General features: G+C 58.2%; 22 protein-coding genes and 1 tRNA gene. 13 read left to right on the plus strand and 10 right to left on the minus strand.

Annotated features, from left to right (window positions below; all coding sequences use genetic code 11):
- Positions 1-239, plus strand: a 239-nt coding sequence (locus AC2FFD_RS11290; RefSeq protein WP_496873099.1) for a hypothetical protein, incomplete at its 5' end; no start/stop codon positions are given.
- A gap of 118 nt (positions 240-357) precedes the next feature.
- On the opposite strand, the gene msrQ is transcribed toward AC2FFD_RS11290, so the two are convergent.
- On the minus strand, positions 358-972 hold the full coding sequence (gene msrQ / locus AC2FFD_RS11295) for a protein-methionine-sulfoxide reductase heme-binding subunit MsrQ (protein ID WP_170347367.1): 615 nt from the start codon (positions 970-972) through the stop codon (positions 358-360).
- A 4-nt stretch (positions 973-976) separates the two neighbouring features.
- Positions 977-1,879 carry a protein-methionine-sulfoxide reductase catalytic subunit MsrP gene (gene msrP, locus AC2FFD_RS11300; protein ID WP_257600893.1) on the minus strand — a complete coding sequence of 301 codons (903 nt, stop codon included), beginning with the start codon at positions 1,877-1,879 and terminating at the stop codon, positions 977-979.
- 331 nt (positions 1,880-2,210) lie between these two features.
- Here msrP and AC2FFD_RS11305 point away from each other — a divergent pair, with 331 nt between their 5' ends.
- Positions 2,211-3,026 (plus strand): cyclase family protein, encoded by an 816-nt coding sequence (locus AC2FFD_RS11305; protein WP_171364160.1) that lies wholly within the window; start codon positions 2,211-2,213, stop codon positions 3,024-3,026.
- Between the two features lie 171 nt (positions 3,027-3,197).
- Positions 3,198-3,683 carry a hypothetical protein gene (locus tag AC2FFD_RS11310; protein ID WP_257599875.1) on the plus strand — a complete coding sequence of 162 codons (486 nt, stop codon included), beginning with the start codon at positions 3,198-3,200 and terminating at the stop codon, positions 3,681-3,683.
- A gap of 45 nt (positions 3,684-3,728) precedes the next feature.
- Here AC2FFD_RS11310 and clpB read toward each other — a convergent pair whose 3' ends face one another.
- The 3 genes from clpB to AC2FFD_RS11325 form a co-directional block, all read right to left on the minus strand.
- Entirely contained in the window at positions 3,729-6,347 is a 2,619-nt protein-coding gene (gene clpB, locus AC2FFD_RS11315; protein ID WP_496873100.1) for an ATP-dependent chaperone ClpB, read from the minus strand.
- Positions 6,348-6,473: 126 nt separating this feature from the next.
- Entirely contained in the window at positions 6,474-6,791 is a 318-nt protein-coding gene (locus AC2FFD_RS11320; protein ID WP_170347371.1) for a hypothetical protein, read from the minus strand.
- A 93-nt stretch (positions 6,792-6,884) separates the two neighbouring features.
- The gene (locus tag AC2FFD_RS11325; RefSeq protein WP_496873101.1) at positions 6,885-8,141 is read right to left on the minus strand and encodes a tetratricopeptide repeat protein; all 1,257 of its coding nucleotides are present in this window, start codon (positions 8,139-8,141) and stop codon (positions 6,885-6,887) included.
- An 87-nt stretch (positions 8,142-8,228) separates the two neighbouring features.
- Here AC2FFD_RS11325 and pyrF point away from each other — a divergent pair, with 87 nt between their 5' ends.
- A complete protein-coding gene (gene pyrF, locus AC2FFD_RS11330; protein WP_170347373.1) occupies positions 8,229-8,939 on the plus strand; it encodes an orotidine-5'-phosphate decarboxylase in 711 nt (236 codons plus the stop codon).
- Between the two features lie 338 nt (positions 8,940-9,277).
- Positions 9,278-10,531: a DNA polymerase IV gene (locus AC2FFD_RS11335; protein ID WP_170347374.1), complete on the plus strand. Its 1,254-nt coding sequence runs from the start codon at positions 9,278-9,280 to the stop codon at positions 10,529-10,531.
- Positions 10,532-10,533: 2 nt separating this feature from the next.
- Here the strand turns inward: AC2FFD_RS11335 and AC2FFD_RS11340 are convergent, their stop codons facing one another.
- Entirely contained in the window at positions 10,534-11,394 is an 861-nt protein-coding gene (locus AC2FFD_RS11340; RefSeq protein WP_170347375.1) for an N-formylglutamate amidohydrolase, read from the minus strand.
- Positions 11,395-11,542: 148 nt separating this feature from the next.
- On the opposite strand from AC2FFD_RS11340, the gene AC2FFD_RS11345 reads away from it, so the two are divergent.
- From AC2FFD_RS11345 to AC2FFD_RS11365, 5 genes are all read left to right on the plus strand, one after another.
- Positions 11,543-11,617: transfer RNA gene (locus tag AC2FFD_RS11345), tRNA-Val, on the plus strand.
- A gap of 90 nt (positions 11,618-11,707) precedes the next feature.
- Complete coding sequence (gene ykgO / locus AC2FFD_RS11350; RefSeq protein ID WP_005648635.1) at positions 11,708-11,833, plus strand: type B 50S ribosomal protein L36; 126 nt, start codon at positions 11,708-11,710, stop codon at positions 11,831-11,833.
- Between the two features lie 716 nt (positions 11,834-12,549).
- Positions 12,550-13,563, plus strand: a complete 1,014-nt coding sequence (locus AC2FFD_RS11355) for a Fe(3+) ABC transporter substrate-binding protein (RefSeq protein WP_257599869.1) — start codon at positions 12,550-12,552, stop codon at positions 13,561-13,563.
- Between the two features lie 118 nt (positions 13,564-13,681).
- Entirely contained in the window at positions 13,682-14,236 is a 555-nt protein-coding gene (locus tag AC2FFD_RS11360; RefSeq protein ID WP_496873102.1) for a helix-turn-helix domain-containing protein, read from the plus strand.
- Positions 14,233-14,754: a GNAT family N-acetyltransferase gene (locus AC2FFD_RS11365; RefSeq protein ID WP_170347379.1), complete on the plus strand. Its 522-nt coding sequence runs from the start codon at positions 14,233-14,235 to the stop codon at positions 14,752-14,754. The genes AC2FFD_RS11360 and AC2FFD_RS11365 overlap by 4 nt, the downstream gene beginning before the upstream one ends.
- A 214-nt stretch (positions 14,755-14,968) precedes the next feature.
- Here AC2FFD_RS11365 and AC2FFD_RS11370 read toward each other — a convergent pair whose 3' ends face one another.
- The 3 genes from AC2FFD_RS11370 to AC2FFD_RS11380 all read right to left on the minus strand — a co-directional run bounded on the left by AC2FFD_RS11370 (position 14,969) and on the right by AC2FFD_RS11380 (position 20,337).
- The gene (locus AC2FFD_RS11370; RefSeq protein ID WP_496873103.1) at positions 14,969-17,761 is read right to left on the minus strand and encodes a bifunctional aconitate hydratase 2/2-methylisocitrate dehydratase; all 2,793 of its coding nucleotides are present in this window, start codon (positions 17,759-17,761) and stop codon (positions 14,969-14,971) included.
- A 181-nt stretch (positions 17,762-17,942) separates the two neighbouring features.
- Positions 17,943-19,280 (minus strand): serine hydrolase domain-containing protein, encoded by a 1,338-nt coding sequence (locus tag AC2FFD_RS11375; RefSeq protein ID WP_496873104.1) that lies wholly within the window; start codon positions 19,278-19,280, stop codon positions 17,943-17,945.
- A gap of 133 nt (positions 19,281-19,413) precedes the next feature.
- Complete coding sequence (locus AC2FFD_RS11380; protein ID WP_496873105.1) at positions 19,414-20,337, minus strand: LysR family transcriptional regulator; 924 nt, start codon at positions 20,335-20,337, stop codon at positions 19,414-19,416.
- A 122-nt stretch (positions 20,338-20,459) separates the two neighbouring features.
- Between AC2FFD_RS11380 and cuyA the strand changes: the two genes are divergently transcribed.
- Positions 20,460-21,473 carry a D-cysteate sulfo-lyase gene (cuyA, locus tag AC2FFD_RS11385; RefSeq protein ID WP_480685713.1) on the plus strand — a complete coding sequence of 338 codons (1,014 nt, stop codon included), beginning with the start codon at positions 20,460-20,462 and terminating at the stop codon, positions 21,471-21,473.
- A 3-nt stretch (positions 21,474-21,476) separates the two neighbouring features.
- The gene (gene cuyB / locus AC2FFD_RS11390; RefSeq protein ID WP_496873106.1) at positions 21,477-22,184 is read left to right on the plus strand and encodes a cysteate racemase; all 708 of its coding nucleotides are present in this window, start codon (positions 21,477-21,479) and stop codon (positions 22,182-22,184) included.
- A 50-nt stretch (positions 22,185-22,234) separates the two neighbouring features.
- On the opposite strand, the gene AC2FFD_RS11395 is transcribed toward cuyB, so the two are convergent.
- Positions 22,235-23,119: a LysR family transcriptional regulator gene (locus AC2FFD_RS11395; protein ID WP_496873107.1), complete on the minus strand. Its 885-nt coding sequence runs from the start codon at positions 23,117-23,119 to the stop codon at positions 22,235-22,237.
- A gap of 268 nt (positions 23,120-23,387) precedes the next feature.
- Here AC2FFD_RS11395 and AC2FFD_RS11400 point away from each other — a divergent pair, with 268 nt between their 5' ends.
- On the plus strand, positions 23,388-24,353 hold the full coding sequence (locus AC2FFD_RS11400) for an ABC transporter substrate-binding protein (protein WP_425079331.1): 966 nt from the start codon (positions 23,388-23,390) through the stop codon (positions 24,351-24,353).
- Positions 24,354-24,400 lie beyond the last annotated feature (47 nt).

The raw sequence follows: 24,400 nt of genomic DNA on the forward strand, positions 1-24,400 counted from the left end.
CCAAAAACCAGACCGTTGCGCCAATCCCTCAGCGCGCCCGCCTAAATCCTAACCTCAGATGCCCCCGGTCTCTCCCGGGCGTCTCAACCGTCTTTCCAGTCCGTCAGGCCAGCTATCCGACCCATCAGCACCGCCTCAGCAGCGCCGGTGAAGGGGGTTCTAAGTATAACCAACAAAACCCGCAAGTGGAAAATACACAAAAACAGAAGAAATTCTTGAAAAGTTCATTTATAAAATAATTACAGATACTTAACTCAAGTCAATCAAGCGTGCTGCCGCCGCCAACCATGTAAAGGCAGGTCAGAATTCCCGGTTCAGCGCGTTATGCACATGATTACCCACAGACTCACCTCCGAGTCAGGCGGAATCGGCCCTGTTGGACCACAAAGACAGGTTGGGAATCGGCAGGCGCAGGGCAAGCAGGGCGATGATGGTAGCCAGGTAAACAAGCGGCTCGATCTGAAACCCTTTTGCCAGCAAGAGGTAATGCATCGCCCCCAACAGTGCTGCCGCGTATACAAGGCGGTGCAGCTTGCGCCAGCGCGGTCCCAGTCGGCGCACGGACCAGTTGTTGGAAGTCAACGCCAGCGGAAGCAGAAGAAGGAACGCCGTCATGCCGACCGTTATGTATGGGCGTTTCAGGATATCCGCCCAGATCTGGCTGGGAAGCTGCACATCCAGAACCAGCCACACTAGAAGATGCAACGCGACGTATACAAACGTGAGCACCCCGATCGCTCGGCGAAACTTCATCAGGTTGAGACCGACATGCCGGCGCAGGGGTGTGACCGCCAGACCGGCAATCAGCAACTGAAGGGCCAGTTCCCCATATCTGTGCTCCAACGCCTCAATCGGTTCGACCCCCAGACCACCGGTCAGGCCAAGATAAAACAGCCAGGGCGCGGGCAACGCCCCCAGCAGATATATCGCCCATACCGGAATACGGCGGAGTGTCTGGTTAATCGACTGCATGATTCTAATAGTTCTTGGCCAGATCCATGCCCTCGTAAAGACTGGCGACCTCTTGTTCATAGCCGTTGAACATCAGGGTCGGCTTACGTGACGCGAAAAGCCCGCCCCCGATCTCGCGTTCGGAAGCCTGAGACCAGCGTGGATGGTCCACGTTGGGATTCACATTGCTGTAGAACCCGTATTCGCGTGGATTGGACATGTTCCAGCTGGTGGGCGGTTCATCCTTGGTGAGCGTGATCCGAACGATCGACTTGATCGATTTGAAGCCGTATTTCCAAGGAACGACCAGACGCAAAGGCGCGCCGTTCTGGTTGGGAATCGGGCGGTCGTAAATTCCGGTTGCCATGATCGTCAGAGGGTGCATCGCCTCGTCCAGGCGCAGGCCCTCTCGGTACGGCCAATCAAGAACGGGATACCGCGTTCCCGGCATCTCGTCCGGGCGATAGGCCGTCTCAAAAGCAACATATTTCGCACCGTCTTGCACGCCCGCCATATTGAGAAGGTCGGCCAGCTCAAATCCGTTCCACGGAATTACCATCGACCAAGCCTCAACACAGCGGAAGCGGTATATCCGCTTCTCTATCGTCATCTCTGACAGGATGGCCTGAAAATCATAGTCACCGGGACGGTCGACCAGACCGTCAATCGTGACGCTCCAGGGTTCGGTCACCAGCGTATGAGCATATTTCGCCGGGTCATCTTTTCCAGTCCCGAACTCATAGTAGTTGTTGTACGTGGTGATCTCTTCCCACGTGTTCGGCTCCAACCCATCCTGTGCTGCCGCCGGTTTGGCCATCGCAGTCAGGCCGACACCTGCCAGCCCGGCCATAACCTGCCTCCGGTTGAGAAACGCCGCCCGGGGGGTGACGTCGGCATGTGTCAAAGTGTTGGTCCAGCGATGCGCCATATGGGTCTCCGTCATGTGCAACAGTCAGTGGTGACGTAGTGCGCTGATAGCACAGAGCCACGGAAACAGGCGTAACGATTGAGCGACGTGATTGTAACGTTCCGGTGTGACTGAGCATTCGAGTAACGTTTTCAGCACCGGAAACCATAGACCCGAGAACTTTTGGAGCCCGGCGGAAAACCGCGGTTTTCGTGGATTACCGTCAGAACACGGGCACAAAACTTTACAACTGCGGGCGCAAGGCTGCACTCTGTCATACGGACGCCACGCCAAGCCGAACGCGAGGCAAGGCTGCGATTGCAGCCTTTTGGCCGCAATGGGAGGAAGAAAAATGTGTGATATCTGCGTAATGAATGCCGTCAAAGACAAGATGCTGTCTCGTCGCGGGTTCTTCAAAGCTGCCGCCGCTTCGGGTGTTGCAGCAGCCGCAACCGGGGCCGTCGCGCCGGCAGCATTGGCGGCCGGGCATGGCGGTGTCGAGGATATGACCCATACGCTGAGCCCGGATTTCCCGACATGGGGCGGCGAACCCGGCATTTCCGCCGAGCAAGCATTCAACTTTGCTGATCACGGCTTCAATCTGTTCAACCTGTCAATCAACGAACATACGGGCACGCATATCGATGCGCCGCTTCACTTCTCGGCGGATGGGACGTCGGTTGATGAAATCCCCGTCACGGATCTGGTCGCCCCCTTATGCGTCGTGGACATCGCCGCCCGAGCGGCCGAGGATGCTGACACGCGCGTCACCCCGGACGATCTGAAAGCCTGGATTGCGGCCAATGGCGATATCCCTGATGGTGCCTGCGTGGCGATGCACTCCGGATGGGCAGGCAAAACCGCCACGGATGAGTTCCGCAATTTCGACGGCGAAGCGCAGCATTACCCGGGCTTCCACGTTGAAGCCGCGCAGATGCTGATGGAAGAGACCGGAGCGCGATCAATTGCCGTCGATACCCTGTCTCTTGATCACGGCATGTCCGCAGATTTCGCGACGCATTACGCGTGGTTGCCGTCAGGCCGGTTCGGGATCGAATGTCTGGCTGGGCTGGATCGCGTGCCTGCGTCGGGTGCAACGCTGGTGATCGGCGCACCCAAGCACCAAGGGGGCACCGGCGGGCCGGCCCGGATCTTTGCGTTGATCTGACGAATGCCCGGGCGGCTGACCAACGCCCGCCCGGCCATTTTTTCGGCAGGGCCAAAACTCCGCCACAGTTGCAGACCAAGACTTCGTGCATTCTTGATCTGTTCGGGACACCCTGCCTCCATGTTGCTCAGACCACTTGTTGTTTCTCTGTCTTTGCTGTGCGGACCGGCATTGGCTGATGTTCAATCGTGCAAAAAGCTGTTTGAGCGCGCGCCGCAGGTCCTGAGCGATCTGAACCAGATCGGGTCGGAAGTTTATGAAGACAGCCATCCGGGCCTCGGCTATTCCGCCACTTTCGCAGACCCGTCCTCCAAGATCACGGTTTTCTTCTATGACCATCAACAAAGGGACGTCTCATCCGAAATGGCCCTTGAAAGCTTCAGGCAAGCTGCACGCGATATCGCTGCAATAGCTGCGCGGCGCGGTGCCGAGCTTGGCGAAATCAACGCCTATCAGTTGCGTGATCCGTCGCAGGTGTTGCCGTATCGGGCCGAGGCCAAGGCATCGGATGGCCTGTCCGAACTTCTGGCAGTCGGCGTCGTGGACAATTGTATTGTGAAGCTGAGGTTCACGGCCCAGTTTCCAATGGAGAAAGCGCAGGTCTGGATGAAGGTCCTCAGTGATTATCTGAACAAAGGCTATGGAAAGCCGACATGAAAAAGGCCCGCCTTTATGGCGGGCCTTTCAGTTCACGGTTTCAGATCAATGCACCACGGCATCATCCGGGCGGGGTCGTTCTGAAGTTCCCAACCGGTCACCGATGATCAGGCCATCGGGCCCGGCGGTCACTGGAACAGTCTCGCCGTCCTTGACCTCACCGGCCAGCAGAGCTTCGGCCAACGGGTTCTGCAAGGCGCGCTGGATGACGCGTTTCAGCGGGCGGGCACCGAAGACCGGGTCATAGCCTTCATTGGCCAGCCATTCCTTGGCGGCATCGTCCAGTACCAAGTCGATCTTGCGCGCGGCCAGGCGTTTGAGAAGACGACCCAGCTGGATGTCAACAATCGCAGCCATATCCGACCGTTTCAGCCGGTCGAAGATGATCGTTTCGTCCAGACGGTTCAGGAATTCGGGCCGGAAATGGGCTCGAACGGCATCCATCACGTCATGCTTGGCCTGCGCACTATCGGCACCCTCAGGCAATTGGCTGAGCGCCTGAGACCCGAGGTTCGACGTCAGGATGATCAGCGTCTGCTTGAAGTCCACGGTGCGGCCCTGACCATCGGTCAGAACGCCATCGTCCAGAACCTGCAACAGCACGTTGAACACATCCGGGTGCGCCTTTTCGACCTCGTCGAACAGCACGACCTGATAGGGCCTGCGCCGCACGGCTTCGGTCAGCACACCGCCTTCGTCATAGCCGACATAACCCGGAGGGGCACCGATCAGACGGGCAACCGCGTGTTTCTCCATGAATTCCGACATGTCGATCCGCACCATCGCGTTTTCATCGTCGAACAGATATTCGGCGACGGCTTTGGTCAGCTCGGTCTTACCGACACCGGTTGGCCCAAGGAACAGGAACGAACCCAGCGGCCGCCCTTCATCATTCAGACCGGCGCGGGCCCGGCGCACGGCGTTGGCCACAGCTGTAACGGCCTCGTCCTGGCCGACCACGCGGGCGTGCAGCGCTTCTTCCATGCGCAGCAGCTTGTCGCGTTCGCCTTCGAGCATTTTTGCGGTCGGGATGCCCGTCCAGCGTTCGACAACGCTGGCGATCTGTTCCGGACGCACCGTTTCCTCGGCCATCATGGCGTTGCTTTCGGCATTCTCGGCCTCGGACAGCTTTTTCTCAAGCTCGGGGATGATGCCATAGGACAGCTCACCCGCCTTGGCGAGGTTGCCTTCGCGCTTGGCGATTTCCAGATCAGCCCGCGCCTTGTCGAGCTGTTCCTTCAACTCCCGCGCGCCCGCCAGCTTGTCGCGTTCGGCCTGCCACTGCGCGGTCATCTCGGCGGATTTTTCCTGAAGTTCGGCAAGATCCTTCTGCAAGGTTTCCAGGCGATCCTTCGATGCCGCATCGTCTTCCCGCTTCAACGCCTCTTCCTCGATCTGCATCTGAAGGATCTGACGATCCAACTGGTCCAGTTCTTCAGGCTTGGAGTCCACCTCCATGCGCAGACGCGCGGCCGCCTCGTCGACAAGGTCGATGGCCTTGTCGGGCAGGAAGCGGTCGGTGATATAGCGGTGCGACAGGGTCGCGGCCGACACCAGCGCCGAATCCGAAATACGGACTCCGTGGTGCAGCTCGTACTTCTCTTTGATACCGCGCAGAATGCTGATCGTGTCCTCGACCGTCGGTTCCTGAACCATCACCGGCTGGAACCGGCGCGCAAGGGCCGCGTCTTTTTCGACGTATTTGCGGTACTCGTCCAACGTGGTCGCGCCGATACAATGCAGCTCACCCCGAGCAAGCGCAGGCTTGATCAGGTTGGCAGCATCCATGGCACCGTCGGATTTACCCGCACCAACCAGCGTGTGCATCTCGTCGATGAACAGGATGATCTCACCGGCGGCCTCGGTGACCTCGGTCAGAACGGCCTTGAGGCGTTCTTCGAATTCACCACGGTATTTCGCACCGGCAATCAGCGCACCCATGTCGAGCGCAAGCAGCTTCTTGTCCTTCAGCGATTCCGGTACGTCGCCGTTGACGATGCGCAGGGCCATGCCCTCGGCAATCGCGGTTTTACCGACGCCGGGTTCACCGATCAGAACCGGGTTGTTCTTGGTGCGGCGCGACAGGACCTGCATCGCGCGGCGGATTTCCTCGTCGCGGCCGATGATCGGGTCGATCTTGCCTTCGCGCGCAGCCTCGGTCAGGTCGCGGGCATATTTCTTGAGCGCATCATAGCCCTCTTCCGCCGTTGCGGTGTCAGCAGTGCGACCTTTGCGGATGTCGTTGATGGCTTCGTTGAGTTTTTGCGCAGACACGGCACCGGCTTCCAGCGCCTCTTTGGCTTTGGATTTGACCATGCACAGCGCCATCAACACGCGTTCGACAGGCACAAAGCTGTCGCCCGCTTTGGTGGCGATCTTCTCGGCCTCGTCCAAAACCTTGGCAGTCTGGCCGTCCATGTAAATCTGGCTCGCATCGCCGCTGACTTTCGGGATCTTGCCCATTGCAGCGTCGAGCGCCTCAACCACGCGGTCCGGCGCGCCGCCCGCGCGTGTGATCAGATTGCTTGCCAGCCCCTGATCGTCATCCATCAATGCCTTGAGTATATGTGTGGGCTCCAGCCTCTGGTGCCCCTCGCGCAGCGCAATGGTCTGCGCCGCCTGCACGAACCCCCGTGCCCGTTCGGTGAACTTGTTCAAGTCCATGATATTCTCCTTTTCCAAGCGCCCCGTGGATTTGCGCCCGCTTGGCAGCACGCAGTGGTCCGGGCCTTGACCTCAATCTGGGAAACTTCTCCGCAGCTTCAAGAGGCTAGAGAGTGAAAAAACGCCTCAACCACGCGGAATCGTATAGACGGTGTAGCCGCCGGTTTCGGCCACCTGCTGGGCGTCGTTCGTCTCGACCAGCGACTGCGCGGCGGCGCTGCCCGTGGGGCAGGATACAAGGTCGGCGGTGTGGTCAAGGAAATTGACTGTAAAGGCGGTTTCGCCGGTCAACTGGCACCAGTCATCCTCGGACCGATAACCGCCTACGAGGTAAAGGTCGTCATTGGTGGGGGCCGGTGCGGCACCGGTCTCGGGTGCGGTCGGCGGCGTGTCGGTGCAGGCCGCTATGGCCGCTGCCGCAGCCAGCGGAATGAGGTGCTTCATGGTCTGTCCCCTTGGTGCAATTCCGATTCAGAATGGCCGCACCATAGCACAGTTGAGACAGTGCGGGGAAACCATGTCCCCCGGCCTCGGGTCTCAATCGCCTTCGATCTGCCGGATCAGTTGTTGCGCCTCGTCATCGCCCTGCTCGGCCGCGAGGCGAAGAAACCTCAGCGCCTCTTCGACATCGCCGGTTTCATAGAGCAACCGGCCGAATTTGCGCTGCGATTTCATATCGCCGAGCTTTGCGGCCCTGCCCCAGAACAACAGGGCCGCTTCCGTGTCCTGGGGCACACCATCCCGCCCGTGATAGGTCAAAGACCCGAGATTGCGCAGCGCCACGACATTGTTCTGCTTGGCCGCCTGGAAATAATAATCCAGCGCCTGTTCGATGTCCTTGGTATAGCCGTTCTCGCCGATCTCGTAGATATAGCCCAGACGCGCCGCGGCATCGGCGCTGCCGTTTCGGGCCGCCATCTTCAGATAGTCGACCGCGCGCTGCATATCGCGCGTGACATGCGTGCCTTCGCGATAGATTACGCCTAGATGCAGCAGAGACGGCTCATATCCGAAGAACGCGGCCTTTTGATAATAGTACAGCGCCTTGTCGATGTCGGGCGCAACACCTTTCCCGTTTTCGTAGCCATACGCGACGTTGTGCATCCCCATCGGCAGACCGGTTTCGGCAGCGGCCATGTACCAGGCAAACGCGGTCTCGGCGTCCTCGGGAACGATCTCGCCATCATTATAGAGCGAGGCGAGCGTGTTCATCGCCAGCCCGCTGCCCTCCATCGCGGCCAGTTCCGAAAACTCGAGCGCCATTTCCAGCTTGCCGCCCTTCATCAGAGCCCGGCCGAACGCGGCCACGACCTCGGCATCGACATCCTGATCTTTCAACAGCAGATCGGCGCAGATCGCCATCGCATTCTCGGCGTCCATGTCGGCCCATTTCACCCCGTCGAAGTAAGGCGACTGGCCCGGGGCGGCGGCAGCCGTCAGGCACTCATACTCTCCGTCCGAAAAGTCGGGTTCTTGCGGCGGATCATCGGGGGCGGGTTCCGGCCGGGGGCGCAGGTCGGAGACCCGCAGGCGCCGTTGTGGTTCCTTGGGGGCGTCGGCCTTTGCAGGCGCAGGGGCCTCGCCGGTCAACCCCACCAGCAGGTCGCGCGCCAGCTGCGAATAGATCGGGCAATCGGCGTAGATCTGTGCAAAACTCTCGATGGCCGTCGCCGACCCGCTGTCCTTGACGTCCGCCCAGACCAGTCGGGCCTCGCCGCAATCCGTTTCACCGGCCCAGACCGCGCCCGCCCCGGCCAAAACAGCCGCCGAGGCCACCACACCCAACCGTATCATCCCGTATTTTCCTGCGTCTTTTCTTGTCTCAATGCGCCACACGCTCTACAGAAGCGCCGATCCCGTCAAGCCTGAAAGGTCGAACCAATGCCCCAAACCGCCGATGACCGCCTGATCGTCGCCCTCGACGTCCCCAACGCACTGGAAGGGCTGAAGCTGGCCGAGACGCTGGGCGACGCCGTTTCGTTCTACAAGATCGGCCTGGGCATGCTGACAGGCGGCGGGCTGGCACTGGCCAATGAGCTCAAGCAGGAACACGGCAAGCGCATCTTTCTGGACATGAAGCTGTTCGACATCGGCAACACGGTGGAAAACGCAGTGCGAGGGCTGGCGCAGTTCGATCTGGATTTCCTGACCGTGCATGGCGACCCGCATGTGGTGCGTGCTGCCAAGGAAGGGGCGGCGGGCAAGGATCTGAAGATCCTTGCGGTGACCATCCTGACCTCGCTGAACCGCGACGATCTGGATGCCGGCATGATGAAGGCCGGTGACGTTCAGGACATGGTGGTGGAACGCGCCGCCCACGCCTTCGAGGCCGGGGCCGACGGCGTGATCGCCAGCCCGCAGGAGGCCGCCCTGATCCGCGCCCTGCCCCAGGCGACGGGCCGACTGATCGTAACCCCCGGCGTGCGTCCGGCAGGCGCGGCCCTGGGCGATCAAAAACGTGTGGCCACACCGGCCAGCGCCATCCAGGACGGAGCGGATCACATCGTAGTTGGCCGCCCCATTTATCAGGCCGAAGATCCGAAATCCGCGGCCGCAGCCGTTTTGACCGAGCTAAATTCTCTGAAAACGTGATGAGCAGGGTCATCGTTTCAGCAGGGATTCATGCTGAAATACCGCCACAACAGCTTGACCTTACGTCAATTTTTCGCGAATCCGCGCCAAATCGTCCCTGTGCCAGAAAACACACATTCAAAAAGCGAGTTTTTCAAAAGCGCGCTTTACCCTATCTCAGCCCGAAAATCTTGGCGATTCTTAAGGGGATTTACTCCCCAACGAACCTATTCTTCCTGAGGTTCGTTACTTCCCCCCCGCGAAGCGCGGGGGGTTCTTTTCTCTGAATGATCTTTGATCGATATCACTGGATGATATAAAGGACCCCCAAGACAACTGCGGAACACACGAGGACGCAGATGCCCGGTCTTTGCCGAGATTGCCTGACCCATTTGACAAACGAACGGCGCTGCACGGCCTGCGGCAGCCCCAGGATAAAGTCTCATCCCGAACTCTTTGACCTGTCCATCGCTCATATGGATTGCGATGCTTTTTATGCTTCGGTGGAAAAGCGGGACAATCCGGAACTGGCAGACAAGCCTGTCATCATCGGCGGCGGCAAACGCGGCGTCGTTTCCACGGCATGCTACGTGGCCCGAATTCGCGGTGTGCGATCCGCCATGCCCATGTTCAAAGCGCTGCAATTATGCCCCGATGCCGTCGTGATCAAACCACGCATGTCCGTGTATGCCCAGGTGTCACGGGACATCCGCGCCATGATGGACGAACTGACACCGGTGGTCGAACCCCTGTCCCTGGACGAAGCTTTCATGGACCTGTCCGGCACCGAACGCCTGCACGGAGCCCCCCCGGCCGCCATGTTGGCGCGCCTCGTCAAACGCATGAAAGATGAACTGGGTGTGACCGGATCCATCGGGCTGAGTCACAACAAGTTTCTGGCCAAGGTTGCCTCGGATCTCGACAAGCCCCGCGGGTTTTCGGTGATTGGCAAGGCCGAGACGGCAGAGTTTCTGAATGACAAACCCGTACGGTTGATCTGGGGGATTGGCCCCGCCGCGCAGGAATCGCTGGACCGTGCGGGGATTCGAACCTTCAACGACTTGCTGCGTTGGGATCAGGAGGCTCTGACTGCGCGTTTCGGCTCGATGGGGTATCGCCTGTGGCATTTGGCACGGGGTCAGGACAAACGGCGCGTTTCAGCCCATGAGCCGATGAAATCCATCAGCAATGAGACCACGTTTTTCGAGGACACCGCCAATATTGACGTTCTGGACGGACATTTGTGGCGCATGGCCCTGAAGGTCTCGGACCGGGCCAAGGCCAAGGATCTGGCTGGCCGGGTCGTTACGCTGAAGCTGAAGAAAGCCAACCACAAAGTTCTGACGCGGCGCGTGTCATTGCGGGACGCAACGCAGATCGCGGACAGGATTTATCGCACCGCAAAAGGGCTTTTCGATCAGGTGGGGGATCAGGGGCCGTACCGCCTGTTGGGGTGTGGGCTGTCTGACTTGTGCCCGGCGGATCAGGCCGACATTTCCGGCGACCTGCTTGACCCCGACGCGGTCCGCAGATCACAGGCCGAGCGCGCCACCGACCAAATCCGCCAGAGGTTCGGCCCGGAAGCAATCGTGAAGGGCCGCGCTTTGCGCTAGCTTCATTCCGCTGCCAGACGGAGAGGTTTTGAACCGATTTTGGATATGTCGCGCACCACCTGTCGGAGGAGTTTCGAAAACGTCATGAAATTGGCGTTCGGCGCAATCTTTTCTTCGTCCATGTACAAGGCCCGGTCGATTTCAATCTGGATCGCGTGTTGCTGGCGGGTGGGTCGGCCGTAAGTCTGCGTCACATAGGCCCCGGCAAACGGGGCATTGCGCACCACATTCAGACCTGCCGCAGCAAACGCCGATTCGATGAGGTCCACGATTTCGGGCGAGGCCGAAGCACCGAACCGATCACCCAGCACGATCTCGGGCCGTTTGTTTCGGATCGTACCGGCCATGGCGACCGCCTCATGCGGCATCGAGTGGCAATCCACCAGTATGGCCTGGCCGAATTTCTCATGTGATTCGGCCAGAAGGGATTTCAACCGTGCATGATAGGGTCGCCAGTAGGTGTCGATACGCAGCCGCGCCTCGTCCATGGTCAGCTTGCCGCTGTAGATTGCTCGTCCATTGGCCACAACGCGGGGAATCACACCCAGCCCTGATGCGACCCTGGGGTTGTGCCCATGCCTGCGGGCACCGCTGATCAACGCCGGGTCCAGTTCGTCCAGACTGCGATTCAGGTCCAGATAGGCGCGCGGCATGGTCGCTTTGATCAAAGGCGCGCCATTCTCGGCTGCTGCCGCAAACAATTGATCGACAAATGCGTCTTCCGAGGATCGAATCACACTTTGGTTCAGAACGGACCGCTTCAGAAACGCTTCGGGATAATTCCGCCCGCTATGCGGAGATGAAAAAACCACGCATGAACTGCGGTTTTCCGGCATATCCAATACAAAGGCTGCGTTCTGCATGATCCCTCCATCTTCGCAATCAACATAGACCGGAAAATAGTTCTGCCAAACCCCTTGAACCCTTTTGCGACTCCTTTTATAGACCCCTCCACCGGCGCGGGGTTCCGCGCCCCATTTCGTTATGGGGCTGATCACGCAAAGGGAAAGTGGGCGGTTAGCTCAGCGGTAGAGCACTTCGTTGACATCGAAGGGGTCACAAGTTCGATCCTTGTACCGCCCACCATGATTTCACTGTTCCGGAGATCCGGGACACCCGAGTAACCCAGGCGCTGGCCACGTCCTTGATGAAGGCGCCGCAGATTGGAGACAGACCATGAAGGTCAAGAACTCGCTCCGCTCGCTCAAGAATCGGCACCGCGACTGCCGTGTTGTGCGTCGCAAAGGCCGCGTCTACGTTATCAACAAGACGCAGCGCAAGTTCAAAGCTCGCCAGGGCTGAGAACGGCGAAACATCGCTTTAAAGAGCCGCGCCTTCGGGCGCGGTTTTTTTTTGTGCCTACCCGTCCCGCGGCCCCGCCTGCGCATCGCCCGCAGCAGCCAGATGATGCAACAGACCGCCATCGCGTAGGGGACTGAAACGAACAGGGCGAACCCTGCCTTTATCGGCCAGCCGACGCCCAATCGTTCGGGGGAAAAGACCATGCGCTCGGCCTGGTCCCGCAAGTGTGGCGCAACACCGCGCATCCGCTCATCGGTCGTGAAACCGTCAAGATCCACACCCATTGCAAGCAACTCCAGATCAAGCGCGTAGTCGCGCCACCACGAAAACAGGATGGTCAGACCGACGACGACCACGAAGCTCCAGGTGAACCCGGACGGAAAGCCGGGCTGCTTGACGCAAATCCAGACCGGACCCGCGACCAGCCCGAGAAGCTACAGCAGCGTCACGGCATCCAGCAATACTTCGACCAATTCGACAGCCCTTCCTTCATTTGCACCCAACCGACCCGACACCTGCGCGCTTGCCGGTTTCCGACGGCGCCCTACCAACTGACCCCGACATCGTTAACAAATGATACGGCCCCTGCTGCCGCTGCGGCATTTTTTACCAAGTATTTTTGTCAGATTTCCTTGCATCCCGCTCGAATTCCTTTAATTGAGCAAATCAGTCGGGAAATTCCCGCTCATGAGAATCGACAACCGGGACATACACAGATGAAAACCACCCGCTTTATCGCCGCCGCCCTGTCGGCCCTGATCGCCGGATCGGCCGCCGCCGAAGGCGAACTGAACCTATATTCGTCGCGCCACTATGACACCGACGAACGCCTCTACACCGATTTCGAAGAAGCGACCGGAATCAAGATCAACCGGATCGAAGGCAAGGCGGATGAATTGATCGCGCGTATGGAAGCCGAAGGCGCGAACTCTCCGGCAGACGTCATGCTGACGGTCGACACGTCTCGCCTGGCGCGTGCCAAAGATGCGGGCATTCTGCAAGCAATCGACAGCGAAACCCTGGAAGAGCGCATCCCCGCCAACCTTCAGGACGAAGACAACCAATGGTTCGGCTTTTCACAGCGCGGTCGGATCATCTTTTACAACAAGGAAAACGTTGCCAATCCGCCGGCCACTTACGCGGACCTGGCCAAGCCGGAATACAAGGGCCTGATCTGCATCCGGTCCTCGACCAACACCTACAACCAGACCCTGCTCGCTTCGATCATCACACATGAAGGCGCCGAAGCTGCAAAATCCTGGGCCGAAGGCGTTGTCGCCAACATGGCCCGAGACCCGCAGGGCGGTGACACCGACCAGTTGCGTGGCATCGTTTCGGGTGAATGCGATATCGCTGTATCGAACACCTACTACTATGCGCGGGCTATCCGCAAAGACGTCAAAGGCCTGTCCTCTGACCTCGACAAGATCGGCTGGGTCTTCCCCAATCAGGACAGCTATGGTGCGCATATGAACCTGTCGGGCGGTGGCGTCGCGGCACATGCGCCGAACAAGGAAAACGCAATCCTGTTCCTGGAGTATCTGGCAAGCGATCAGGCGCAGAAGTACTTCTCGGCGGGCAATGACGAATTCCCGGCAGTACAGAGTGTTGAACTGGCGGAATCGGTAAAGGCACTGGGTGAGTTCAAAGCTGACGACGTGAACCTGTCTGAGGTCGCAAAGAACATCCCGGAAGCACAGAAAATCTTCAACGAAGTCGGCTGGAAGTAATCCGCCACATCGTCAGAGGCTTACGAAGGGTGCGGAGTTTCCGTGCCCTTTTTCATTTACACAACCATATTTCTTTTGTACTTTTCCCGTAAATGAAAACTCCTCTCGTTTGTGATCCATGCTCGACAACCTCTCAAACCGCCTTGCCGTTCGTTTGAACGATCTCCGCCACGGGCGCGGATGGTCGCTGGATCAACTGGCTGCTCACAGCGGAATCAGCCGCGCCACGCTGTCCCGCATGGAGAAAGGAGAGGTCAGCCCCACCGCTGAGAATCTTGGCCGCCTCTGTGCCGCTTATGGCCTGCCGATTTCCCGGCTTTTGATGATGGTCGAAGACAGCTTTGACCCCAAAGTGCCGTTTGAACGCCAGACCGAATGGCGCGATCCCGAAACTGGCTTTACCCGCCGTGCAGTTTCACCCCCTGCAAACGGCCTGAACGCCGAGGTCGTGGAATGCCACCTGCCGCGCGACACGGTCATCACTTACGAAGCGCCGCCCAAGTCCGGGCAGGAACACCATCTGGTCCTGATCGACGGCGCACTGACACTGACTGTTGACGGAACACCCCATGCGCTGAGCGCCGGAGATAGCCTGCGCTATCACCTGTCGGGCCCGACCCGGTTCGAAACCGGCGCATCTCGCGGTGCGCGTTATCTCTTGGTGCTGATATGATCTCGCGTCTGACCGATCCCGATTTCAGCGCGGCAGTAGATGATCTGGCGGAAATCCTCCACGGCTGTGTGCATGACGGGGCCAGCATCGGCTTTGTCCTTCCGTTTACCGAGGGTGACGCACGAAACTACTGGCTGCAAAAAGTTCGGCCCGGACTGAAATCCGCTGCATTGGAGCTGTTTGTCCTCCACGACAACGGGCGCATTCAGGGCACGGTGCAACTGATCCCCGCGACCATGCCCAATCAGCCGCATCGCGCCGATGTCGCGAAACTTCTGGTGCACCCGAACGCCAGACGGCGCGGTTTTGGCCGCGCCTTGATGCAAGCCCTCTTTCAACGAACGACAGAGTTGGAACGCACGATGCTGGTTCTTGATACCCGCAGCACCGACCCTTCTCGATTGCTCTATCTGGACCTTGGGTTTCAGATCGCCGGGGAAATTCCGAACTACTGCCGGAACCCGTTCGAAACCAAATTGGAACCCACAACTTACATGTATAAAGAGCTGTCAGCCTGACGCCAAACAGCGACCTTATGACCGTGGGACATGGATTTTCCATGATTTTTCATGTGGTCCACGCGAAGCCGTGCGAAAGGTTCGGGGCATCCCCATGCCGCGCCTTTGGGTCAGAGTCATCGCGGCACGCGCTGCAACCAGGCCTGAACGCATTCGGATTCAATCGCCCGGCCACCTTCAGGGGTGACCGGGCAATCAATGAAGTGCCTTGCGTTCAGAAATGCGCTGACTTCGTGCCTGCGGGCTTTTCCATCGGAGGCGCAAATTTGGTCAGGTCGATACCCTTCACGGCCGACTTGTATTCCTCGGCGGTCGGCATCCGGCCCAAAACAGCCGACAGCACCACCACCGGGGTCGATGCCAGCAGGGATTCACCTTTCTTGTCCGCCGCATCCTCAACAACACGCCCCTGGAACAGGCGTGTGGACGTGGCCAGGACAGTATCGCCCTTTGCGGCTTTCTCCTGGTTGCCCATGCAGAGGTTACATCCCGGACGCTCCAGATACAGGATGTTCTCGTATTCCGTCCGCGCTTTGCTCTTTGGGAACAGATCGTCGAATTCAAAGCCTGAATACTTCTGAAGAATGCTCCACTCGCCTTCTTCCTTCAGCTCATCGATGATGTTGTAGGTGGGCGCAGCAACGACCAGCGGGGCCTTGAACTCTACCGTGCCCTTCTCCTGCTCGATGTTTTTCAGCATCTGCGAGACGATGACCAGATCGCCCTTGTGCACCATGCACGATCCAACAAATCCCAGATCGACCTTCTTTTCCCCCTTGTAGTGGGAAACCGGCCGGATCGTATCGTGGGTGTAACGCTTGGATACATCGGCGTTATTGACATCCGGGTCGGCGATCATGGGTTCGCTGATCTCATCCAGGTCAACCACCAGCTCGGCAAAGTACCTGGCGTTTTCATCCGGTTTCAGGGCAGGCTTTTCACCCGACTTGATTTCCGCGATCCGCGCATCGGCCTTGTCGATCAGGCCTTGCAGTGTCCGGGCCTCGTTATCCATTCCTTTGTCGATCATGATCTGGATACGGCTTTTCGCGATTTCCAGAGATTCGATCAACGTGTCATCCGCTGAGATGCAGATCGACGCCTTGGCCTTCATCTCGGCCGTCCAGTCGGTGAAAGTGAATGCCTGATCCGCCAGCAACGTTCCGATATGAACTTCGATGATCCGGCCCTGGAACACGTTGTCACCGAATTTCTTCAGCATCTGCGCCTGGGTGGCGTGAACCACATCGCGGAAATCCATGTGATCCGCCATCTGACCCTTGAACGTCACCTTGACCGATTCCGGAATCGGCATGGTGGCTTCGCCGGTGGCCAGCGCCAGTGCAACAGTACCCGAGTCAGCACCAAACGCGACGCCTTTGGACATACGCGTATGCGAGTCGCCGCCGATGATGATTGCCCAGTCATCCACGGTGATGTCGTTCAAGACCTTGTGAATCACGTCTGTCATCGGGTGATAAACACCTTTGGGGTCACGCGCGGTGATCAGGCCAAAGTTGTTCATGAATTTCATCAGTTTCGGGATATTTGCCTGCGCTTTGGAATCCCAAACCGAAGCTGTATGACAGCCAGACTGATAGGCGCCGTCAACGGTGGGCGATATCACTGTCGCCGCCATGGCTTCCAGTTCCTGCGCCGTCATCAGACCGGTGGTGTCCTGCGAACCGACGATGTTGACCTTCACCCGAACGTCCGAGCCCGCATGCAGAACTTTGCCTTCGGCCACGCCAACCGCGTTCTTGTTGAATATCTTTTCAACCGCCGTCAGGCCCTGCCCTTCATGCGAGATCTCCTTGGACGGTGCGAAAGCGGATTTCAGCTCGAGACCGAGCGTCTCGGCCGCGAATGTCTGGAGCTTTTTGCCAAAGACAATGGCATAAGATCCTCCGGCCTTTATGAATTCGATCTTTTGCGGCGTGAAGGACGATGACAGATCGACCAGTTCTTTGTCGCCTGCATCATTGTACAGCTTTTTGTCCTTGGTGTTGATGGTCAGCACCGTTCCGGTCTCGACGGAGTATTTCTGCTCGAGGATAGGATTGCCGTCATTGTTCAGAATCGGCTTGCCGTCGGCATCCACTTTCTTGACCCAGTTCTTGAGGTCGATGCCGATCCCGCCGGTTACGCCGACGGTGGTCAGAAAGATCGGTGAAATCCCGTTTGTACCGGCAACAACCGGTGCGATGTTCACGAAAGGCACATAGGGGCTGGCTGGCTTTCCGGTCCACAATGCGACGTTGTTGACTCCGGACATGCGCGACGATCCAACGCCCATCGTCCCTTTTTCAGCAACCAGCATGACACGCTTGTCCGGATGCTGCTTTTGCAATTCCTGAATCTCGGCCTGTGCTTCAGGTGAGATCATGCACTTGCCGTGCAATTCACGGTCCGACCGCGAATGCGCCTGATTGCCGGGCGACAGAAGGTCGGTCGAAATATCCCCTTCGGCCGCCACATAGGTCACAACCTTGATTTCTTCTTCGATGTCGGGAAGCCGGGTAAAGAACTCGGCCTTGGCATAGCTTTCCAGAATGTCCCTGGCGACGGGGTTCCCGGCCTCAAACGCCGCTTTCAACCGGTCCGTGTCTGCGTCGTACAGGAACACCTGTGTTTTCAGAACTGCCGCCGCCTTCTGCGCAATCTCTGCGTCGTCGCCCAGCGCCAGATCAAGCAGAACATCCACCGACGGGCCGCCCTTCATATGCGACAGCAATTCAAACGCGAAATCCTGCGAGATTTCTTCGACCGTTGCCTCACCCAGGATGATCTCTTTCAGAAAGCGCGCCTTTTCACCTGCGGCGCTGGTTGTGCCCGGAAGCGTGTTGTAGATGAAATAGTTCAGTGAATCGGCGCGTTGCGCGTGACCCGCATCTTTGATCTGCCCGATGATTTCCTGCAAAAGGGCACCGTCTTCGATGGGTTTGGGGTGCAGGCCCTGTTCTTTGCGCGTCTCGATTTCGTTCAGGTATTCTGTGTAAAGGCTCATGACGGTTCCGACCATTTAGCTGATGCACCGGGTCACGAAAAAGCCCGGCACCTTGAATTTGTATGCGGCGGTATACCAAATCATGCCAGCAATCAAGTCACCGATCTGCGACCCGGTGTCCTGCCCCACGGGCGATGACCGCCGCTATGTCGGGCGGTGCGTCGATGGGAATGTCGATCCCCTAACCCCCGAAAGCCGCAATAAGCGCTTTCGCCAAGGGCAAAGAAGAATAGCCCAACCGTGAAGGTGTAAGCCCCATCCGCACGACCACCATGTCACGCGACGGGAAAACTCCGATGGACTGACCGTCATGCCCTTGCAACCAAACCGCATCTTCGAACGGTGGCAGGTCGCCCGGCGACTTCAACCAAAGATGACCCTTGGCATATTCCCCGTCAGACGCCGCAACGGGCTCGAACATCCAGTCCACAAAACCTGTGGGCAAGATCTGTGCGCCATCCCACACCCCTTTTTGCAGCAGAAACTGGCCATACCTCGCCCAGTCACGGGCTGTGGCGTACATATAGCTGGACCCGATGAATGTATCGGCGACATCTGTCTCGATGATCGCCGAAGTCATGCCGAGCGGCTCAAAAAGCGCATCCCGAGGATGGCTCAAACCGCCATCGGGCAGCTTGTCCTGCCACACCCGGGACAACACGGTGGACGTGCCGGAGGAATAGTTGAAATCGGTTCCAATGCCGGCTTCCAGTGCACGGTCAGCAGCGAAACTGGCCATGTCATCGCTGAGATACAGCATCCTGGTCACGTCTGACACGTCTCCGTACTCTTCATTCCATTGCAGACCGCTTGTCATTGCCAGCATGTCCGCAACAGTAATGTCTCGCCTTGCGTCTTCTGCCCATTCGGGAAAGCTGTCGACGAGGGTGTCCGATACATTCATCCGGCCCGCGTTGATCAACGTTCCGATCAGCCCCGCTGTGACCGTTTTGGTCATGGACCAGCCCAGCAACGGCGTGTCGGCGTCGAACCCTTCCGCATAGCGTTCGGCCACGATGCGCCCGCCTTGAACCACCACTACGGCGCGGTATCCTTCGCCAAGCAGCTTGTCATCCGACAAGACGGCCTGAATTTTGGGATCATCAGACAGCGCAACGTCGTTTCCCGTTGGCCAAAGGCCGGACATCGGGGACTTGGCGGCTTCAAACCGCTGCGCACTCAGGGATGTACCATGGACGTTGGTGCAGCCAAACCCCGGCCGGAACTGCGACGTGGCGGGCGCGAAGAACCGAAAGAGCCGCGCGTGAACAGTCTGCGCCTGTCGATCGACCTCAATCGAAACATGTTTGAGCAGCGGATGCCCCGGGGCCTGCACATCCACCGTAAGGACCTCGTCCGGATCACGTCCTGCAATGAAAACGTTCGAACAGACGATCTTGGCCGAGTAATTCGTACCCACTTTCAGCAAGTCCGGCGGGGCGATCAGCAGATAGCCAAGCACTCCCACGATGCCCAGAACCACGACACCTAGACCCGTTTTCAATATCTTCCTGAACACCCGCAGACCTGCCCTGTTGCTGTCTTTTCAGCACAGGTTAGATACATCCAGCTCGGTTTTGCCACTATTCCGTTGCGTATTCTTCCGACGCTGACCGGCAGACCCGGCGTTTCTATCTTTCTCTGTAAATTGCTCAGTTGGCCTCGTTGCTTTGATCCTGCGACAACCAAAAGCTTTGCAACTGCCCTGCGAGACGTTGCCAAATCTGTTCACTGTACTCTGACTGCGGTCCAGCCAAACGGACCATTCTTATTGTCAGCGCCTGTGCAGGCAGAGCTTCTTCAACGCTTACAAGCTGCCCCTGAGCAAGCGGCGTGGCGACCAAAGAGTGGGGTAGCCATGCAACGCCGATTTCATTCACGGCATATTGCAGCATTGCCAAAGTCAGGGCCGTCTCGGCTTTGGCCATGATTCTGGTTTTGTCGGGCAAACGCGGTGCAATCAATCGGGAAAACACCTGCCCAAGAAAGACATCAGGCGGGTAGACAATCGCGGGAATGGTCTTGCCATCCAATTCCCTGCGCATTGCCGGGGCACATACCGGGATCAAAGTATCAGCACCAAGCGACTTTGCCTCAAACGCATTTTCGAGGTTTTGCACCCTGCCGTCCGAGATCGCGTACATGATCGCGAAATCGACTTCCTTCGAAATCAGCTGCAACAGACACTCGTCCTGATTCCCCGATCGCACCTGAACCGAGATATCGCTGTTTTCGGTCAACATCCGGACCACTTTCGGCGAGACGGTTGTCGTCAGCGCATGTTGACACACAAGCGACAACGACTGGCTGGCCTGATCGCTTTCTGTTTTCAAACTGTGACGCAGTTTGTGCAGGCGCGCACTCAGCTCGCGCAGTTCAGGTTCCAACGCCTGAACGCCCGGCATCAGGGATACGGGTTTGCGGCGACGGTCAAACAGGGTCGCACCGATACTGCCTTCGATGAGCCGCACGCGACGGGTAAAGGCAGATTGAGTCAGCAGCCGTTTTTCCGCGGCGCGTGTCAGCGATCCGTTGTCCAACACGGCCAATATGTCATCGATCCATTCCAGGCGCATGTGTACCAGATACCGCAGACCTGATTAACATGCAATTGTTGCAACATATTTGCTGAATTTCGAATTAGCAGCGCGGTAATTCAAAGTGTAAATTGACGAAAATCAATATTAGGAATTGTGATATGCATCTCGCCCGCTTCCCCCGCCTTCACCTCGCCCATCTGCCGACACCGCTTGAACCGATGAAGCGGCTTTCCAAAGAGCTGGGTGTGGAAATCTGGATCAAACGCGACGATTGCACCGGCATGTCAACCGGCGGCAACAAGACACGCAAGCTGGAATTCCTGATGGCCGAAGCGGAAGCGCAGGGCGCGGACATGGTGATGACGCAAGGTGCCACACAAACCAACCACGGTCGGCAAACCGCAGCATTTGCCGCCAAGCTGGGCCTTGATTGCCATATTCTTCTGGAAGATCGCACCGGCTATCAAGATGGCAACTACAATACAAACGGCAATGTCCTGCTGGACCACTTGCACGGCGCGACCACCCAGAAGTTTCCCGGAGGTCACGATATGCCGGGCGAAATGGAAAAGGCTGCCGAGAAGAAACGGGCAGAAGGCCGCAATGTCTATGTCATTCCCGGCGGTGGCTCGAACCCGACCGGGGCGCTGGGCTATGTAAACGCGGCCTTTGAACTGCTGGGGCAGGCCAATGACAGCGGATTGCGGATTGACCGTCTGGTACATGCAACCGGTTCATCCGGTACGCAGGCAGGTTTGGTGACAGGAATGTGCGCCATGAATGCGCAGGTGCCGGTGCTTGGCATCGGGACAAGGGCACCTCGGCCAAAGCAGGAACAGATGGTTTACGACCTCGCCTGCAAGACAGCCGAAAAACTGGGGTGCGCAGGCGTGGTAAAACGCGAAGATGTCATGGCCAATACCGACTATGTCGGTGAAGGCTATGGCCTGCCCACTGAAAGCGGCATCGAAGCGATCCAGATGTTTGCTGAATTGGAAGGTATCCTTCTGGATCCCTGCTACTCGGCCAAGGGCGCGGCGGGCCTGATCGATCTGGCGCGCAAAGGCGAGTTCAAAGACCAGCGGGTCGTTTTCCTTCACACGGGCGGCGCCGCGGCTTTGGCGGGGTATGACTTTGCGTTCGATCACAAAAACCGCTGGGTGAATATCTGAGCAATGATGCTGCGCCCCATCGGCATTCTTGGCGGCATGGGCCCCGAGGCAACGATCCTCCTCCAGCGCAAGCTGGTGGAGGCTGTACCGGTGCGCGATGATCGGGACCACATTCCGCTTCTGATCGACATGAACACACAGGTGCCATCGCGGATCGCGCATCTGATCGAAGGGTCGGGCGAAGATCCGGGGCCGACACTGGCGACGATGGCGCGACGTCTTCAGGATGCCGGCGCCGTGGCGCTGGCAATGCCCTGCAACACGGCGCATCACTATGCCAAGGCGATCACCGATGCCGTGACCGTTCCGCTGTTGAATATGGTTGATCTGGCTGCGGATCACGCCGCCGGGACACTCGGGAAGGGTGGGTGCGTTGGTGTGCTCGCGTCTCCGGCGGTGCGCCATACTTGTCTTTTCGAAACAGCCCTGCAAGCGCGCGGGCTGTCGACCGTTTGGTCCACGGATGACGACGCGATGCTGGCCGCGATCCGCGCGCTCAAGGTCAACGGCCAAAGCGACAAGGCGCGCGAAACGCTGCGCGCGTCTTCAAAAGCATTGGTCGAGTCGGGGGCAGACTTACAGTTTGTCGCTTGCTCCGAGTTTTCCCTCATTGCCGACAGCGTCGCGGACGACGCCAATGCAGTGGACACGGTCGATCTGCTGGTCCGCGCGATCGTCAGTTTTTCTCAGACGGGCTGCAATGCGAGTTAGCGTAGGGCTTTTTCAACGGCAGTCGCTGGGCCCATAATCGTTTTGCCCGGTCACAACCGCTGCCAAAGCTGGTACGCGATCTGATCCAAGCTGGCCGGATTGGAAAAGGCTGAAATCGTCAATGTCGCGCACCATGCATCATCACCGACCGGTACCAATACCCCCTGATCAAGTTCCTCGGCAATCGCCGTTTCGGGCATCCAGGCAAATCCGCTGCCTGTCATCAATCGTCGCTTGATCGTTTCGACCAGACTATCGACATAAATCGTCTCGGTATTCTGGGGTTTCCGGTCAACGGTGTTTTCGACGACCATGCCCAAAAACGACGATCGGTCATAGGCCAGATAGGGGATCGGCGGGCCATCCTGTCTGGATAAATCCCACCCCATTGTCCGTACCGGCTCAATAGCAGCTACCGGGATCAGACGATCCTTCAGCAGATCCTTACGCTCGAACGCGGTTTCGTCGATCATGGGCGAGACAGAATGGTGATAGTAGCACAGCAGGATATCCACCGCGCCTTCGACCAAAAGATCACAGCAGGTGCTCAGAGAATCGGACAGGACGCGCGTGCGCAGATCCGGGATCTGTTTCTGCAATTCCTCTATGCGGGCTGCCAAAAAATTAACCGCAATGGTATGCAGAACCGAAAATCGGATGAACCGACTGTCGCCCCGGTCGGCGTCCCGCAGGGATTGGCGGGATTCTGACAGCTGTGAAATCGCCGCCTGAGCAACAGGCAGGAATTGTTTGCCGGCCTCGGTCAATTGCACGGGATAGGTTGCCCGATTGACCAAGGGCAGCCCGACCCAGCTTTCCAACGCCTTGATTCTGCGACTGAATGCGGATTGCGTGATGTTACGCTCATCCGACGCACGGGTGAAGTTTAAGGTCCGGGCGAGGCATTCAAAGTCGCGTAGCCAATTCAGATCCAATGCGTATCCCCGCTTGTTAACGACCGTTTTCAACAAGCATACAGGAACTATGCAGAAACAGAATAGTTTGATGAAATGTTCGAATTGGCTCTCGGAAAAGTTCCTGTTCTAGACTTCTGGGTAGGGTCTGGCGGTTGGTCCTCTTTTCAGCCTTCCGTCCGAAGTTGCGGCCAAAAGCAAGTTGGCACGACCCTATTGCGCAATAGGAAAGTCGAACGACGGAAAAAACGACGCCGAACCACGGCGCATTTCAACAGAGGAGAAGACCATGAGAACCAATCTAAAAACGCTGGGGATGGCTGCTGCGGTCAGCGTCTGCGCCATGCCTGCATTCGCAGCCGAAGAGGTGAAAATCGGCGTGCCATCCTGGACCGGCGCACAGGCCATTGCCCATCTGCTGGGCGCGGTCGTGGAAATGCGCATCGGTGGCAAAGTGGAATATGTGCCCGGCAACAACGCCACGATCTTTCAGGCGATGGATCAGGGCAAGGGCGATATCGATGTGCATCCCGATGTTTGGCTGCCCAACCAGGAAAGTTTCACCAAGAAATATGTGGACGAAGCCGGCACCGTTACCTTGTCGTCGAACCCCTACGAGGGCAATCAGGGCTTTTGCGTCAGCAAAGACTTTGGTGAAGCCAACAACATCACCGACATCGCTGATCTGGGTCGCCCGGATGTAGCCGCATTGATGGACAGTGACGGCAATGGCAAAGGTGAAATGTGGATTGGCGCGCCGGGTTGGGCTTCGGCCAATGTGAACGAAGTCAAAACCCGCGATTACGGCCTGCTTGATTTCATCGAGCCGATCCGTGCCGAGGAAAGTGTGAAGACCGCGCGGATCAAGGACAGCATAGCCAAGGGTGAAGGGTACGCCTTCTATTGCTATAAGCCGCATGCGGTCTGGTACATGTTCGACGTCCAGATGTTGACCGAGCCGCCATTTGACCCGGCAAAATACGTGATGGTCCAGCCATCTGATGATCCGGACTGGTACAACAAATCCAGCGTTGCGACCAAGGACGCCCTCAAGAACGTACAGATTGCATGGTCCAACACGCTGCCAGAGCGCTCTCCGGCGATTGCTGATTTCTTCGCGAATTTCGCATTGACGGCGGATGATGTGAGCGGGTTCGCCTATGAGATCAGCGGCAAGGGCCGGGATCCGGCAGAGGTTGCCCGCGAATGGGTCGAAGCGAACCCGGATCGTGTCGACGCCTGGCTGGGTCTCTGATCGCGCGTCCAGAAACAGGGTGGCGGCGATTGGCGGCGCCACCCAAA

The organism is Ruegeria sp. YTSC002, from assembly GCF_059609845.1.